This is a genomic window from Proteus vulgaris (genome assembly GCF_016239305.1).
GTDB classification, from domain to species: Bacteria; Pseudomonadota; Gammaproteobacteria; order Enterobacterales; family Enterobacteriaceae; genus Proteus; species Proteus vulgaris_C.
Window position 1 is genome coordinate 136,764 of sequence record NZ_JAEHOQ010000001.1, and the last position, 15,659, is coordinate 152,422.

Consider the following 15,659-nt stretch of genomic DNA (forward strand, 5'->3'; position numbering starts at 1 on the left):
ATATATTACAACCCCACCTTTATGATCTCCTCGCCATTTGAGTAATTGTCGCTTTACTTAAATTACTAACTAATTGATATATAAAATCTTATCTTATTAATTATTATTTTTTATTACTCATTTAATTACTTTTTCTTCGTTTTTAGCCCTTAAATGCTACAATCGAAAGCGGCTTTATATTGATGATTTAAAATTTCCTTAATAAACAAATGATTATGTGAAGCATTTTATTTTATCTGCACACAAAAAACCAACAATGATGGAGTTTGTTATAATGAAACCCACAACGCTTTCAACACTAAATCGCTATAAGCAAGAAAAGAAAAAATTCGCTACGATCACCGCCTATGATGCAAGTTTTGCTCGCCTTTTTGCACAAGAAGGTATTCAAGCCATGCTTATTGGTGATTCATTGGGAATGACACTACAAGGCCATAGCAGTACATTACCGGTTACGGTTGAACAAATCGCTTATCACACACGTTGTGTTAGAGCTGGTGCGCCAAACGCTTTTTTAATCGCTGATATGCCATTTATGTCTTATTCAACCCCTGAGCAAGCTTGCCTTACTGCTGGAGTTTTGATGCAAGCAGGTGCGAATATGGTAAAAATCGAAGGGGGAAATTGGCTAATTCCTACTGTTAATATGTTGACAGAACGTGCAGTTCCCGTCTGTGTTCACCTAGGATTAACCCCTCAATCTGTTAATGTATTTGGTGGCTATAAAGTTCAGGGAAGAGAAAGCGATGTGGCAGAGCAATTAAAGCAAGATGCTATCGCGCTTGAAAAAGCAGGTGCGCAACTGACTGTATTAGAATGTGTTCCGGTAGCTCTAGCAAAAGCGATTACAGACGCGCTGACGATGCCAGTTATTGGTATAGGTGCAGGAAATGTTACTGATGGACAAATTCTTGTTATGCATGATTTATTAGGTCTGACACCTCAAGCACCTAAATTCTCAAAAGATTTTTTACAAGAAGCAGGTTCATTAAAAGGTGCTGTTAGCCTTTATGTCCAGCAAGTAGAACAAGGCCTGTTTCCACAAGAACAACATTCATTTAACTGATTTATCATCTCAATTTATAAATATCGTTTAAGGAGTCACGCCGTGCTAATTATTGAAACTACGCTTATCTTACGCAGAGAAATCAAGCGATTAAAGCAAGAAGGTAAACGCATTGCATTGGTTCCAACAATGGGTAATCTTCATGAAGGCCACCTGAAATTAATTGAAGAAGCCCGTCTTCATGCAGATGTGGTTATCACATCTATTTTTGTTAACCCACTTCAATTTGATAGAGAAGCTGATTTAGCCAATTATCCTCGTACCTTACAAGAAGATTGCGAATTACTCCGTGATAAAAATGTCGATATTATTTTCGCTCCTTCAGCGAAAGAGATGTATCCACATGGCATGGAAAACCAAACAACAGTTGATGTACCTGTACTATCTACTGTATTGGAAGGTGCAAGCCGTCCAGGGCATTTTCGTGGTGTCACAACAGTTGTTAGTAAGCTCTTTAATCTTGTACAACCCGATGTTGCTATGTTTGGTGAAAAAGATTTCCAACAACTGCAAATTATCAAGAAGATGGTAAGTGATTTATGTATGGATATCAGCATCGTTCCTGTTGCTATCGTACGTGACAAAAATGGTTTAGCGCTAAGTTCACGTAATCGCCTATTATCTGACAAAGAAAAACAGCAAGCCCCAGCACTTTATCAAGCAATACAAGAAATCGCAGAGCAATTAAAGTCTGGAGATCGTGATGTTAATCAGTTACTACAAAATGCAAAAAACACCTTAGAGCAACAAGGTTTTCGTACAGATGAGTGTTTTATTTGTGATGCAGATACACTCACACCATTAAATGAAGAGAGCCGTCGAGCTGTTATTTTAATGGCAGCATGGCTGGGTAATACTCGTCTTATCGATAACCAGCAAGTTAATCTTGTCGATTAATTATTAGAATATAGGAAACACAACAATGCTACGCACTATGTTACAAGGCAAACTTCATCGCGTAAAAGTGACACAAGCCGATCTGCATTATGAAGGCTCTTGTGCGATTGATCAGGATTTTATGGATGCCGCTGGTATTCTGGAAAATGAAGCTATCGATATTTATAACGTTGATAATGGCGAACGTTTTTCAACTTACGCCATTTGTGCAGAAAGAGGTTCACGAATTATTTCTGTTAATGGTGCCGCCGCTCGTCGTGCCGCTGTTGGCGATCGCTTAATTATTTGCTCTTATGTACAAATTCCTGATAGCGATGCGCGTAGCCATAAGCCAAACATTGCATATTTTGAAGACAACAATGAAATGAAGCGCATTGCTAAAGCTGTGCCGGTTCAAGTTGCTTAATTAATAAAATATTACCCACTTCCCATAGGCAGAGGTTCCCTGCTTATGGGAAACAAGAACAATAAACAACCTATTGTTATTATCTGCTTGTCACGATTCACCTTAATAAAAACGAGATATAAGATTCAAAACCGGGTTTCTTCTCCATTTTTCCTCGCTTATCTTCCTGTAGCTTGTTATAAATCAGATAAGTATTATCTGACTACTCTCTGACTAATAAAAAATTATGATAAAAGTTGCTTTAGTAGATGATCACATTGTTGTGCGCTCTGGTTTTGCACAACTCCTCATGCTAGAACCCGATATTCACATTGTGGGTGAGTATTCTAATGGGCAAGAAGCATGGCCTTATTTAGCGCATGATGATATTGATGTTGCCGTCATGGATCTCTCTATGCCGGGAGAAAGTGGTTTACAACTGCAGAGCCGTTTAAAACAAAAACGCCCTGATTTTCGCACGATCATTTTAAGTATTTACGATACCCCAGCCTTTGTTCAAAGCGCACTTGATTCAGGTGCTCGTGGTTATTTAACAAAGCGTTGTGGCCCCGAAGAATTAGTTCAAGCCGTACGCGCTGTACATCAAGGTGGCTGTTATCTTTGCTCTGATGCCATGAAAGCATTACGACATACCCCTGAGAAAGAAGATGCTTTACATACATTAACGCCCCGTGAAAGAGAAATTTTCAACCTTTTAGTCCAAGGCGTTAATGTCAAAACAATTGCTGTACAACTTAATCTTAGCCATAAAACTGTACACGTTCATCGTGCTAATGTACTTGGTAAATTAGGCTGTGAAACAACTATCGATTTAGTTCATTTCGCCTTAAAAAATCAGTTGATCACAGGATCGCTGTGATATGAAAAGAGGACTGCGCTTTCTCCTTCAATCCCTCTTTTTATTACTCACCTACTCTCTACTTTGGCTATCACTTTGGGTGATTGGCTTCTATTTAAGTAAAAATGGGCAACAGGCAGCCCTTTTCTTACCTCAAGGCCTGCGATTAGCCTTGATTATTTTACTTTGGCGGCGATTTTGGCTACCGATGTTATTTGCTGAATGGGGGCTTTATTACTGGCTAACGCAAGAGCAGTTAATTACCCATGCAATTATTTATCTTTCTCCATTATTGAGCTTAATTGTCGCCTTAGAAGTTCAACGTATTTGGTGGCGGTATCCACTTTACTGGCAACGCTTAACCCTATTAATTGGTGCTGTTGGCTTTAATAGTTTGTTACAAGCCTTTATTCTTGGCTTTTTTATTAATACCACTAGCGGAATTTTTCTGACCTCTGTCACTGGTGGCATATTACTCGCACCTTTTGTTTTCTTACTTTATGAATATCTTCGTGAATTACAAAGTCGAGCGTTAATCTCTGATGGAACGCCTGATCCTCCATTAAGAACGTCATTATTGATGTGGGGATTTCTATTTTGCCTTATTGGATTAAGCGCTCAATTTTTCTTAACACCAGAAATAGAACGCTTATTAGTTATTCTCGTTTTTATTCCTAACGTCTTTATGGCCTACCGTTACGGATGGCAAGGTGGCGTATTATCGGCATTACTCGGAAGCTTAATTATTACCTTCGCTCGCCAAGTGAATGGTGCATTTAATGACTTACGTGAATTAGAAATGTTCTTAACCACTCAAGCCATTATTGGTATTGGTTTAGGGATAGCAATAAGCCGTCAACAGCAATTAGCCCATAACTTACGTCATTATCGATTACGTTTAGAGCAAGAACTTCAAGCAAGACGTGAATTAATGGAGCAACTGGTTCACACCGAAGAAGATGTGAAAAAAGCGATTGCCCGCGAATTACATGATGAAATTGGACAAAACATTACCGCAATCCAAATTCAATCGATGCTAATGAAGAAAACGGCCAATAACGATAAAACGCGACAAACCGGTGAACAAATAGAACGTTTGGCATTGCAAATTCATCAATCTACACGCCAACTTCTACGACAATTGCGGCCACCAGTTTTAGAAGAAATGTCGCTTGAAAAAGCCCTTCACCATTTAATTAATGAATTTGCCTTCAATGACAATGGTATCACCTGTAATTTTAATTATTCATTAGATAAAGAGCCTGAAAACGAAACCATTATTTTTACTCTCTACCGTTTGGTACAAGAGTTATTAAATAATATTAGTAAACATGCCAACGCAACCTATATTGAAGTCTCATTAACCCAAAACAAAAACCGCCTACGGCTGATCATTAGTGATAATGGTATTGGTATGCTACCCACATCATTATCAGCACAGCAAAGTAGCGGTTTTGGATTGCGTGGCATTGAAGAACGTATTCGTGCTTTAGGTGGAGAATGGGAAGTGATAAATCATCACGGTACGAAAATAATTGTTAACTTACCCACAAATTCAAAAGAAAACAGTGAAAACTAAGAATAAGTCTTAGTCATCTACAACCTTATCTCATTCTTTTTCGCGACATTTTTTTTACATTTGCAACATCAAAGAGGATGTTATGTCAGGTAAAAATTCGGCATCAATAAATAAGACCTATAACTTTTGGCGCAAAAACTTAATGCTGTCGATGATTATCGGTTATGCCACCTTCTACCTCACACGTAAAAGCGTCAACTTTGTTATGCCCGTTATGCAGATTGAATTGAATTTAGATAAAGGAGATATCGGTTGGATAGCCAGCCTTTTTTATCTTACTTACGGTTTATCTAAATTTGTTTCCGGTATTTTCCATGACAAATGGGGATATCGTTGGTTTATGGGTGTGGGATTAGTGATGACAGGCGTCATGAATATTATTTTTGCCTATTGTCTTTCGTTTCCTGCACTGCTTTTGGTCTGGGCACTAAATGGTTTCTTTCAAGGATTTGGCTGGCCCCCTTGTGCAAGATTGTTAACACACTGGTATTCACGTAATGAGCGAGGATCCTGGTGGGGATTATGGAATATCTCAATCAATCTTGGTGGGATGAGCCTTCCCATCTTAACGGCGTGGCTAGCTACGCATTATAGTTGGCAAGTAGCACTGCTTGTACCCGGTATTATCGGCATTATTATCGGGTTATGGCTATGTATGCGGTTAAAAGGCACACCTGTAGAAGAAGGATTGCCTACCGTTGGTGTATGGCGACGCGATGTTTTTGAATTACGTCAAGAGCAAGCCTCTCCACCCAAACCGATGCTGACTATTTTGAAAGAGAGTATTTTATTTAACCGAATGATTTGGTTGCTAGGATTTTCTTATATTTTGGTTTATCTCATACGTATGGCGATAAACGATTGGGGAAATATCTGGTTATCAGAAACACATGGCGCCAACTTATTGAGTGCTAATGCCATCCTCTCTTTATTTGAAGTGGGTGGTTTATTAGGTGCGTTATGTTCAGGCTGGGGCTCGGATCTCTTATTCCGAGGCCAACGAGCACCAATGATATTGCTGTTTTCACTCGGACTTTTTACCGCAGTAGCAGCACTTTGGTTAATTCCAATTCATCATTATGCTCTGCTCGCAGCCTGTTTTTTTAGTATCGGTTTTTTCGTGTTCGGACCACAGATGTTAATCGGGCTTGCTGCAACAGAATATTGCCATAAAAACGCAGCAGGCACGGTAACAGGCTACTTGGGATTGTATGCCTACTTAGGGGCAGCAATGGCAGGTTGGCCATTAAGTCAGGTCATGGCGCATTATGGTTGGACTGGGATGTTTGCATTATTGACCAGTGCTGCGGCCTTAATGGGACTACTGCTAATGCCATTGTTGATTGCTGATGTTAGCAAACAAGAGCATTTAGTAGGCCCTCTTTCATTTTCCGATGACGACACATTTAAAAGGTTCTGAACATGAAATTGAAAACCCTCTCTACACTTATTGCTGCTGGTCTGGCACTTTCTGCTGTTAGCTTATCAACCCACGCTGCCGGTCGCTTAGTGGTTTACTGTAGTGCGACAAATGCAATGTGTGAAGCTGAAACAAAAGCCTTTGCCGAAAAGTATGATGTTAAAACAACCTTCGTTCGCAATGGCTCGGGAAGTACTTTAGCTAAAATTGAAGCTGAAAAGCGTAACCCACAAGCTGACGTTTGGTATGGTGGAACGATGGATCCTCATTCACAAGCGGGTGAAATGGATCTGTTAGAACCTTATGTTTCACCAAATCTTGATCAGATAATGGCACAGTTTCGTGATCCTGCTAAACGCAAAGGTAACTACTCTTCTGCGGTTTATGTCGGTATCTTAGGCTTCGGCGTTAATAAAGATCGCTTAAAAGAAAAAGGGATTGCTATTCCAACTTGTTGGAAAGATTTAATCAAACCTGAATATAAAGGTGAGATCCAAATCGCCGATCCACAAAGTTCAGGAACCGCTTATACCGCACTGGCAACCTTTGATCAGTTATGGGGTACTGAGCAAGCCTTTGATTATCTGAAAAAAATTAATACTAACATCTCTCAATACACCAAATCAGGTATTGCCCCAGCGCGAAACGCAGCCCGTGGTGAAGCGGCCATTGGTATTGGTTTCTTACATGACTACTCATTAGAAGTTGAAAATGGCGCACCACTTGAATTGATTTCACCTTGTGAAGGTACAGGCTATGAAATCGGTGGTGTCAGTATCATTAAAAATGCCCGTAATATGGATAATGCAAAATTATTCGTAGATTGGACACTCTCAAAAGAAGCGCAAGAAATTAGTTGGAAAGAAGGTAAATCTTACCAAATCCTGACTAATACCTCTGCAGAGTCTTCACCAATGGCACTGAAATTATCAGACTTAAAACTCATCAACTACGACATGGATAAATATGGCGATAGTGAAGTGCGTAAAGAGTTGATTAATAAGTGGGTAACCGAAGTAAAAATGGGTAAATAGCTCATTAACAGAGCGAGATAATTTCTCGCTCTCTTTTTCACATAATAATAAATACATTTACTCTCGGGGGATTTATGTCTCACACACTCGCTTTACCTGAAAAAAAGAGGCGGGATCCCATATTTTTATGGATCCTAATTGCTTGGATGGCTTTTGCGTTACTGCCGTCATGGAGCCTTGATTACGGTCTTTTAGATTCTACAGCAGATGAATTACTCACCTCTTATGGCTGGAGTAGCGTCAATATCAGTTGGCTCTGGTTTGTATTACCTAGTTTATTGCTCTTTCGACCATTAACCGCACCTAAGCGTGAAAATCGTTCTCGCCACTATTTTGATGCGGGTTTTGCCTTACTTTGTGCTTTTATTACGATAGTTAGTGCAACGCTTGAAGGACGAGGTTTAGGTTATTCAGCGATCATCCTCTTTATTTCTCTGGGAATGATCATGAAAACCGCCTTAACACGCCTAGAATGGCTTGGTGGTGATAGTTTTGTTATTGGCTCATTGATAGCCGTTGTTGCACTGATTGGTGCCTTTATTATCTTTCCTAGTATCGCTATTTTTATTCCGATGTTTAAAGATAGCGCAGGCAATTTCGCTCCATTTGAGTTTGTTGCTATCTTAAGCCAAGCTCATATTGTACAAGTAATGCTTAACTCCATAATGCTCTCTATTGCTGTGGGGATAGGTTGTACTTTCTTTGGTTTAATTCTAGCAATTTATACATCTCGTATTGCTGTGCGTTCAGCCATTATTGGTCGCGTATTTTCTATCTTACCTATCGTAACACCTCCTTTTGTTGTCGGTTTAGGGGTGACATTAATGATGGGGCGCTCTGGTTATGTGACTGAATTTCTCGCCACTTATGCAGGACTTGAAAATACCAACTGGTTATATGGCTTTACAGGAATTTGGTTAGCTCAAGTGCTCGCCTTTACTCCGATGTCGTTTATGATTTTAGATGGCGCCATTAAAACCATTCATCCTTCATTAGAAGAAGCCTCTTACACCTTAAGAGCCAACCGTTATCAAACCTTCTTTAACGTCTTTATGCCGTTACTTAAGCCCGCATTAGCCAATGCGTTTTTAATTGTTATTGTGCAATCTCTTGCTGACTTTAGTAACCCATTAGTCTTAGGGGGTAACTTTGACGTTATTGCAACACAAATTTATTTCTATATCACAGGCTCTCAACTGGATTATCAATCAGCCAGTACATTAGGTGCATCACTCTTAGTTTTCTCACTATTAGTATTCTGTGTGCAGTATATGTGGATTGGTAAACGCTCTTACGTCACCGTATCAGGTAAATCCTATCGTGGTGATGTTCAACCTCTACCATCGTCATTGATTGCATTTGTAACAACCGTTCTCGGCATTTGGATTGTCTTTAATATATTGTTATATGGCAGTATTTTCTACGGTAGCTTTACCGTTAACTGGGGTGTTGATTACACCTTAACCCTTGATAACTTTATCAAGTTATTTGGTCAAGGAATGAGTGATGGTGCATGGCCTTCATTGTTAGATACCTTGTTATATGCGGGTATCGCGGCACCTATTACAGCTATTCTTGGATTGTTAATTGCCTATATCGTCGTGCGCCAAGACTTTAAAGGTAAGAAAAGTATTGAATTCACAACAATGCTTTGTTTCGCCGTACCAGGAACCGTTGCTGGTGTCTCTTATATTCTTGCATTTAACGACTCACCATTCTATTTAACGGGCACTGCGGCGATTGTGATTATCTCTATGACAATGCGTAACGTGCCAGTAGGGATACGTGCAGGTATTGCAGGATTAGGACAAATTGATAAATCGCTTGATGAAGCCTCTTTAAGCTTAAGAGCAAATTCAATGAGAACGATTTTCTATGTACTATTACCGTTATTACGCCCAGCTATTTTGTCTGCACTGATTTATAGCTTTGTGCGTGCCATTACCACAGTCAGTGCCATCGTCTTCCTTGTTACACCAGATACACGTGTTGCAACCGCTTATATTTTAAACCGTGTTGAAGATGGTGAATACGGCGTCGCAATTGCCTACGGTTCGATTTTAATCGTCGTCATGTTGGCAATTATTTTCTTATTTGACTATTTGATTGGCGAAGCCCGTGTTTCACGCTCTAAAGCCAAAAATGCACAGTAATACGGAGTATAAACCATGACACAACAACATTTCGTTGAACTGAAAAATGTAATTAAGCGTTTTGGCACTAACACGGTCATTGAAGATCTCAGTCTGTCTATTCCACAAGGCAAAATGGTTTCATTATTAGGGCCTTCAGGTTGCGGTAAAACGACCGTTTTACGCTTAGTTGCCGGGTTAGAAAAACCGACAGAAGGTAAAATTTTTATTGATGGTGAAGATGTCACTGAACGCTCAATCCAACAACGCGATATCTGTATGGTGTTTCAGTCTTATGCCCTTTTCCCGCATATGTCATTAGGGGAAAACATTGGCTATGGCTTAAAAATGCTTGGGCGTCCTAAAGCAGAAATCAAGCAACGAGTGACTGAAGCTTTAGAGCTGGTGGATTTAGCGGGTTTTGAAGATCGTTTTGTTGACCAAATTTCAGGCGGTCAACAGCAACGGGTTGCATTAGCTCGTGCCTTAATTTTAAAACCTAAAGTACTGCTTTTTGATGAACCACTTAGTAACCTTGATGCTAATTTACGTCGTAGCATGAGAGAAAAAATTCGTGAATTACAACAACAGTTTAATATCACTTCTCTTTACGTAACCCATGATCAAAGTGAAGCATTTGCGGTTTCGGACATGGTATTGGTGATGAATAAAGGCAAGATAATGCAATTAGGCTCACCACAAACCCTTTATCGCCAACCGGCTTCTGAATTTATGGCCAGCTTTATGGGAGATGCAAACTTATTCCCAGCCACATTAGGCTCAGATTATGTTGATATCTTCCAATATCGCCTACCAAAGCCAGATACATTTAATACCACTAAAACAGACGTTAGAGTTGGCGTTAGACCAGAAGCCATCACCTTATCTCAACAAGGCAATGCCTGCCAGCAATGTAAAATCGTGCATGTGGCTTATATGGGTCCTCAGTATGAGGTAACCGTCGAATGGCAAAATCAGACGTTGCTATTACAAGTCAATGCCACACAGCTTCAACCAAATGTAGGTGACAGCTACTATCTACAAATCCATCCTTATGGCATGTTTATTTTAGAATAAACAGAAACATTCTAACGGTATCAATGAGTGAGGCACCCTATGGGTGCCTCTTTTTTTATAATTATAATACTACGACATTTTCCCCTGGTGTGACATCCTGGTGTGAATGTTTGATGTAACACTTGGTTTAATCCATTGTTACTATATTATTGTTTTATATAATAATTATTGGATACTCGCACTACTCCCTTTTATTTTATATGGAACAATAAAGATAAACTTTATCGCCCCGGATCTACGCTCTATTTTCCTTGAGCGAGATATTTTTGCATTTCATCTGCTGGAACCATACCACCACCCGTCGCCCATACTAAATGCGTTGCATTTTGCATTTTTTGACTATCTAGTGATAAACCTTGCAGATAATCTTTAGCTTGAGTGACATGTACAGCTCCCGCCATTCCTGCTAATGCTGAAGGTTCTAACTTAATACCCTCTTCTTTATTTAACAGGCTTAGCAAATCATAAAGCTCTTGATCATCAATAGTGTAATAACCATCAATTAAGCGCTCCATTGCACGCCCCACGAAGCCTGATGCGCGACCGACAGCCAGACCATCAGCGGCAGTCACGTTGTCAATACCAATTTCTTGGACTGAAATACCTTCATGTAACTGGGTATAAACTCCCAATAACATACAAGGCGAATGTGTTGGCTCAGCAAATAAACAATGCACTGCATCACCAAACGCCAGTTTTAGCCCAAATGCAACACCACCAGGGCCACCACCAACACCACAAGGCAGATAAACAAACAGAGGATGTTCACTATCAACACGAACACCTTGTTCTTCAAATTGACGTTTCAAACGTAATCCGGCAACGGCATAACCCAAGAACAAGGTTTTTGAGTTTTCATCATCAATAAAGAAACAGTTCGGATCTTTTTCTGCTTCTTTACGACCTTCTTCTACTGCAATACTGTAATCTTGTTCATATTCAACAACATTAACGCCATGGGAGCGTAATTTGTCTTTTTTCCACTGGCGTGCATCAGCAGACATATGAACGCTTACACTAAAGCCTAATTTCGCACTCATGATCCCAATAGACATACCTAAGTTGCCTGTTGAACCAACCGCGATACTGTATTGGCTAAAAAATTCACGGAATTCATCAGAGAATAATTTTTCATAATTATCATCTGTGCTTAGTGCTCCCGCATTTATCGCCAATTTCTCAGCGTGCGTTAATACTTCATAAATTCCACCTCGCGCTTTAATTGAGCCTGAAATAGGTAAATGGCTATCCTTTTTCAAACGCAAATGACCGCTAATGGTTGTGTGATAACGCTTTTCAAGAGCAACTTTCATCTTAGGAATATCAACCAATTCTGATTCGATAATTCCTTGAGTAATCGCCGTTTCTGGAAATGCTTTAGCTAAATAAGGCGCAAAACGTTGTAACCGTGCTTGTGCATCAATTACATCATCTTGCGTTAAACCAACATATGGAAGTCCCTGGTCAGTGGTGGTCACTTTTGGGTTAAACCAAACCACTTCTTTTAAGTCCACTAAGTCACGAACTAGTGGAAAATTACTTATTAATTTATTTATATCTATATGGCTCATAGTCGTTCTCTTTTATATGACAAAAGAAAGCATAAATGTACCGCCTAATGCGACAAAGGAGGCAATAAAGGTCGCGACACTGTAAAAACGAAAAGTTTCACTTAAAGTTGCATTACAATACTGTTTCACTAACCAAAACAGTGAGTCTGTGACAATGGTACAACCAATAGCACCTGAACCAATCGCTAAGGTAATAATTTCAGGGCTAATGTCTGGGTATAAAGGCATTAATGGTGCAACAATTGCAGTAGCACCCATCATTGCAACCGTTGCAGAACCAACGGCAGCATGAAGGATAATGGCGACTAACCAAGCCAATAAAATAGGATGCATATCTAGATTAGAAAGAATTAACGCTAAAGACTCACTTAAACCACTGCCTTTTAGGATGCCATTAAAAGCACCACCAGCACCAATGATTAATAAAATATTGGCAATAGAGCTAAAACTATCTTCTGTTTTCTTCAATAAGATATTCATGCCCATATTACGGCGAATACCTAAAACATAATAAGCGACAAAAGCAGCAATAAACATCGCAGTAATTGGGTTACCAATAAACTGTAATGCAGTATAAAGCGAAGTACCTTTTGTCATATTTAATTCTGCGGCTGTTTTTATCAGCATCAGAACAATTGGCAATAATACCGTAAAGAGAGTGGCACCAAGTGAAGGTAAATCTTTTTCTTCACGAACTTCCATATCTGAAAATTCTTCAGGTACGGTTTTAAATGGCAAGCGCTCACCTAATACTTTTAAGAATAATGGGCCACCGACTAATGATGCAGCTAAACCAACAGCAAGTCCGGCAACAATCACTGTTCCCATATCTGCGCCCAATTCATTAGTAACAAACAGCGCGGCTGGATGAGGTGGAACAATGCAATGAACGGCCATTAATGCCGTACATAAAGGAATAGCTAATTTTAATAATGATGTATTTGTTTTTTTCGCAATAGAGAAAGCAAGTGGAATAAGTAATACCACACCCACTTCAACAAAAAGTGTAATACCACAAATAAGACCAACCAATACCATAATAACGTCTGGAGATAACCAACGACACTTTTGTAATGTAATACCGATGCGTTCTGCGGCACCTGATATTTCCATCATCTTACCAAGAATAGTACCTAAACCGATAATTGCAGCTAAGAATCCGAGTGTACCGCCAATACCATTTTCAATCGCATTCACCATTTCTAAAGGGTTCATCTTCATTGCAGTCCCTACAAAGAAGCTGGCCAACAGTAAGGCTAAAAACGGGTGAAACTTAAGTTTTATTATAGTAAAAACAATGAGCAAGATACTAATTATAAGAGTACCTAGTACCCATAATGTTGAATCCATATATCCATCCCAAATCTTTTATTTATTGTTAAACATATTGAATATTAATCATTCGGCACTTACAAATGATGAAAATTTACACTAAGATGAACCCAGTTAACTCAAATAAGTGATCTCAACCACAAATAATCACATTTTGATGAGTGATAGCATGGTATTTCATCTTAACATTACCTTGATTGTTAACTGACGTTACTATCAACAATAAAATGAGAATAAAAGAATGTTTGAATCTTCTAGCGTAATTTTAAGAAATAAACGATTATCCAGTTATCAATTAGCCAGACTTCACACTTTTGAAGCAACAGGTCGACACCTTTCATTTGCTTTAGCGGCAGAAGAGCTGTCATTAACTCCCAGTGCTATTAGCCATCGTATTAATACACTAGAAGAAGAGTTGAGTATTAAGCTATTTAACCGCTTTCATCGCCGAATTGAGCTAACAGAAGAAGGTGAACGTATTTATTGGGCACTTAAAAAAACATTAGAAGATATTAACCAAGAAATTTTAGATATCCATAACCAAGAAGTCTCTGGTGTACTTACCGTTTATTCACGCCCTTCCATTGCTCAATGTTGGTTAGTTCCTCGTATTTCAGATTTTACTGAACGTTACCCATCTATTGAATTAAATCTACTTACAGGAAATGATGACATTAATTTTCGAGGCTATGGTATTGATCTCGCAATCTATTTTGATGATAAACAACTGCAAAATCTTTATTGCGAAAACTTAATTTCAGAATCAATAATTCCTGTATGCAGTCCTGAATACGCTAAAAAACATGAGCTTATAAATAATATTCATCATCTTTCTAATTGCACATTGCTACATGATAGACAAGCATGGAGTAACAATTCTGATTTTGATGAATGGCGAGCTTGGAGTGAATATATGGGACTTTCGCTTTTCCCTAATCGCAGTAATATCTGTTTTGACCGCTCTGATCTTGCGGTGATTGCTGCCGTTAATCATTCTGGTGTAGCGATGGGAAGAAAGCGTTTAGTACAAAAACAACTGGCCAATAAAGAATTAATTATCCCTTTTGATCATAGTGAGCTTTTTTGTGCTCAGCGTTATTACCTTGTCACTCGAAATGAAAAAAATAATGCTAAAGTACAACTTTTCATTCAGTGGCTGAAAAAACAAATCAAGGAAAGTATGTAATTTTAAGGTAAACCCGATGAAAGAAATGACATTTTCAACACAACAGATAGTCGCTATTGCAGAATATGCAGGTTTAATCATCTTAAATAAAGGGCAACTCACTGAAAATAAACGTTATATCTTAGTTGACTTATTGGATGTGAAAACAGATGAAGGGCTTTATTATGGCGCTGCAGTGCTAGATTTTAGTGACGTTTATCGTAAAGCACGTATTTTAGAATTTGGCGACGAGGGCTATCAACGCGCTCAGGCTCGAGAAAAACAAATCCAAGACTATAAAAATAATCGAAAAGCCCAAGATCCAGAGACCTACCAGCCACCTGTTCATCGTTATAGTCACTACACAGATTTTCAAATAAACCTAACCGCTATCTATCGTCGTTATGGTTATGAAATCGAATTTGATACAGAAACCGAAAAAGTTTGGAGCTCTTTAGATCCTGATGGTGCGCCATTCGATTTACTCAAAAATGCCGATGATGCACTCTCTTTATTAGAAGATTGCGAAATGGCATGCACTTATCACAAAGAGAACAAAGTGTGGTCTGTCACTTCAGTAGAAAATGACACAATTGAACACAAATCACTCAATCGTGCTATTGCTGAATGTTTTTTATTAATGACAGATCATTATGCTGATGACTGGCCTAATATTGAAAATATTCTTTATTAAAACTAATAAATACATATAAAATCATTATTCATCAATAGATTAAAATTAATGATTTTATATTTTATTGTTAAAAGTAAAATATAAAAATCTAACTCAAACATCGGAATGCATCATTTTCTCGGTAATAGTTAATCTCGTCGATAACCCACTGTAACGTTTTTTGTTGTGCTTGCTGTGTTTGATAAAACAATACTAGATCATCAATAACCATCCAGCCTCGTAAGTTTTTATCTTCTACAATCTTTGGCATTTCCATATCTTCATCATCAAGGTAGATCTCATCATCAGGTAATTCTTGGAGGTAATCCCAAGGAATGTAATAAAAAATGGCCTGTTCAGGATGACTATTCCATGTTGCAATTTCAGTATAAATCCACTCATTAGATTCAAGCGTTGAAAGTGATGCTAATAACTCATCAAGGGTTAAGAATGTTTTCATCATTTTTAT

14 protein-coding genes are annotated in these 15,659 nt (G+C 38.7%); 11 read left to right on the plus strand and 3 right to left on the minus strand.

The window, feature by feature from the left end; all coding sequences use genetic code 11:
- Nucleotides 1–274 precede the first annotated feature (274 nt).
- The 9 genes from panB to fbpC all read left to right on the plus strand — a co-directional run bounded on the left by panB (nucleotide 275) and on the right by fbpC (nucleotide 10,449).
- On the plus strand, nucleotides 275–1,066 hold the full coding sequence (gene panB / locus JEP40_RS00635; protein WP_198622009.1) for a 3-methyl-2-oxobutanoate hydroxymethyltransferase: 792 nt from the start codon (nucleotides 275–277) through the stop codon (nucleotides 1,064–1,066).
- Nucleotides 1,067–1,108: 42 nt separating this feature from the next.
- The gene (panC, locus tag JEP40_RS00640) at nucleotides 1,109–1,963 is read left to right on the plus strand and encodes a pantoate--beta-alanine ligase (protein WP_198622010.1); all 855 of its coding nucleotides are present in this window, start codon (nucleotides 1,109–1,111) and stop codon (nucleotides 1,961–1,963) included.
- 25 nt (nucleotides 1,964–1,988) lie between these two features.
- Nucleotides 1,989–2,369 (plus strand): aspartate 1-decarboxylase, encoded by a 381-nt coding sequence (panD, locus tag JEP40_RS00645; RefSeq protein ID WP_064719124.1) that lies wholly within the window; start codon nucleotides 1,989–1,991, stop codon nucleotides 2,367–2,369.
- A 226-nt stretch (nucleotides 2,370–2,595) separates the two neighbouring features.
- A complete protein-coding gene (locus JEP40_RS00650; protein ID WP_072070962.1) occupies nucleotides 2,596–3,228 on the plus strand; it encodes a response regulator transcription factor in 633 nt (210 codons plus the stop codon).
- A gap of 1 nt (nucleotide 3,229) precedes the next feature.
- A complete protein-coding gene (locus JEP40_RS00655; protein ID WP_198622011.1) occupies nucleotides 3,230–4,786 on the plus strand; it encodes an MASE1 domain-containing sensor histidine kinase in 1,557 nt (518 codons plus the stop codon).
- A 67-nt stretch (nucleotides 4,787–4,853) separates the two neighbouring features.
- On the plus strand, nucleotides 4,854–6,206 hold the full coding sequence (gene uhpC, locus JEP40_RS00660; protein ID WP_332873022.1) for an MFS transporter family glucose-6-phosphate receptor UhpC: 1,353 nt from the start codon (nucleotides 4,854–4,856) through the stop codon (nucleotides 6,204–6,206).
- Nucleotides 6,207–6,208: 2 nt separating this feature from the next.
- On the plus strand, nucleotides 6,209–7,240 hold the full coding sequence (locus tag JEP40_RS00665) for an ABC transporter substrate-binding protein (protein WP_198622013.1): 1,032 nt from the start codon (nucleotides 6,209–6,211) through the stop codon (nucleotides 7,238–7,240).
- 74 nt (nucleotides 7,241–7,314) lie between these two features.
- The gene (locus tag JEP40_RS00670) at nucleotides 7,315–9,393 is read left to right on the plus strand and encodes an ABC transporter permease (RefSeq protein ID WP_198622014.1); all 2,079 of its coding nucleotides are present in this window, start codon (nucleotides 7,315–7,317) and stop codon (nucleotides 9,391–9,393) included.
- Between the two features lie 15 nt (nucleotides 9,394–9,408).
- Entirely contained in the window at nucleotides 9,409–10,449 is a 1,041-nt protein-coding gene (gene fbpC, locus JEP40_RS00675) for a ferric ABC transporter ATP-binding protein (protein ID WP_198622015.1), read from the plus strand.
- Nucleotides 10,450–10,691: 242 nt separating this feature from the next.
- Here fbpC and JEP40_RS00680 read toward each other — a convergent pair whose 3' ends face one another.
- On the minus strand, nucleotides 10,692–12,020 hold the full coding sequence (locus tag JEP40_RS00680; protein ID WP_198622016.1) for a D-serine ammonia-lyase: 1,329 nt from the start codon (nucleotides 12,018–12,020) through the stop codon (nucleotides 10,692–10,694).
- Nucleotides 12,021–12,032: 12 nt separating this feature from the next.
- Complete coding sequence (gene dsdX, locus JEP40_RS00685; RefSeq protein ID WP_109407932.1) at nucleotides 12,033–13,370, minus strand: D-serine transporter DsdX; 1,338 nt, start codon at nucleotides 13,368–13,370, stop codon at nucleotides 12,033–12,035.
- A gap of 223 nt (nucleotides 13,371–13,593) precedes the next feature.
- Here dsdX and dsdC point away from each other — a divergent pair, with 223 nt between their 5' ends.
- Together dsdC and JEP40_RS00695 are read left to right on the plus strand one after the other, a co-directional pair.
- Nucleotides 13,594–14,538 carry a DNA-binding transcriptional regulator DsdC gene (gene dsdC / locus JEP40_RS00690; RefSeq protein WP_198622017.1) on the plus strand — a complete coding sequence of 315 codons (945 nt, stop codon included), beginning with the start codon at nucleotides 13,594–13,596 and terminating at the stop codon, nucleotides 14,536–14,538.
- Nucleotides 14,539–14,554: 16 nt separating this feature from the next.
- Nucleotides 14,555–15,211, plus strand: a complete 657-nt coding sequence (locus JEP40_RS00695; protein ID WP_198622018.1) for a hypothetical protein — start codon at nucleotides 14,555–14,557, stop codon at nucleotides 15,209–15,211.
- A gap of 88 nt (nucleotides 15,212–15,299) precedes the next feature.
- Here JEP40_RS00695 and JEP40_RS00700 read toward each other — a convergent pair whose 3' ends face one another.
- A complete protein-coding gene (locus tag JEP40_RS00700; RefSeq protein ID WP_198622019.1) occupies nucleotides 15,300–15,653 on the minus strand; it encodes a hypothetical protein in 354 nt (117 codons plus the stop codon).
- Between the last annotated feature and the right edge of the window lie 6 nt (nucleotides 15,654–15,659).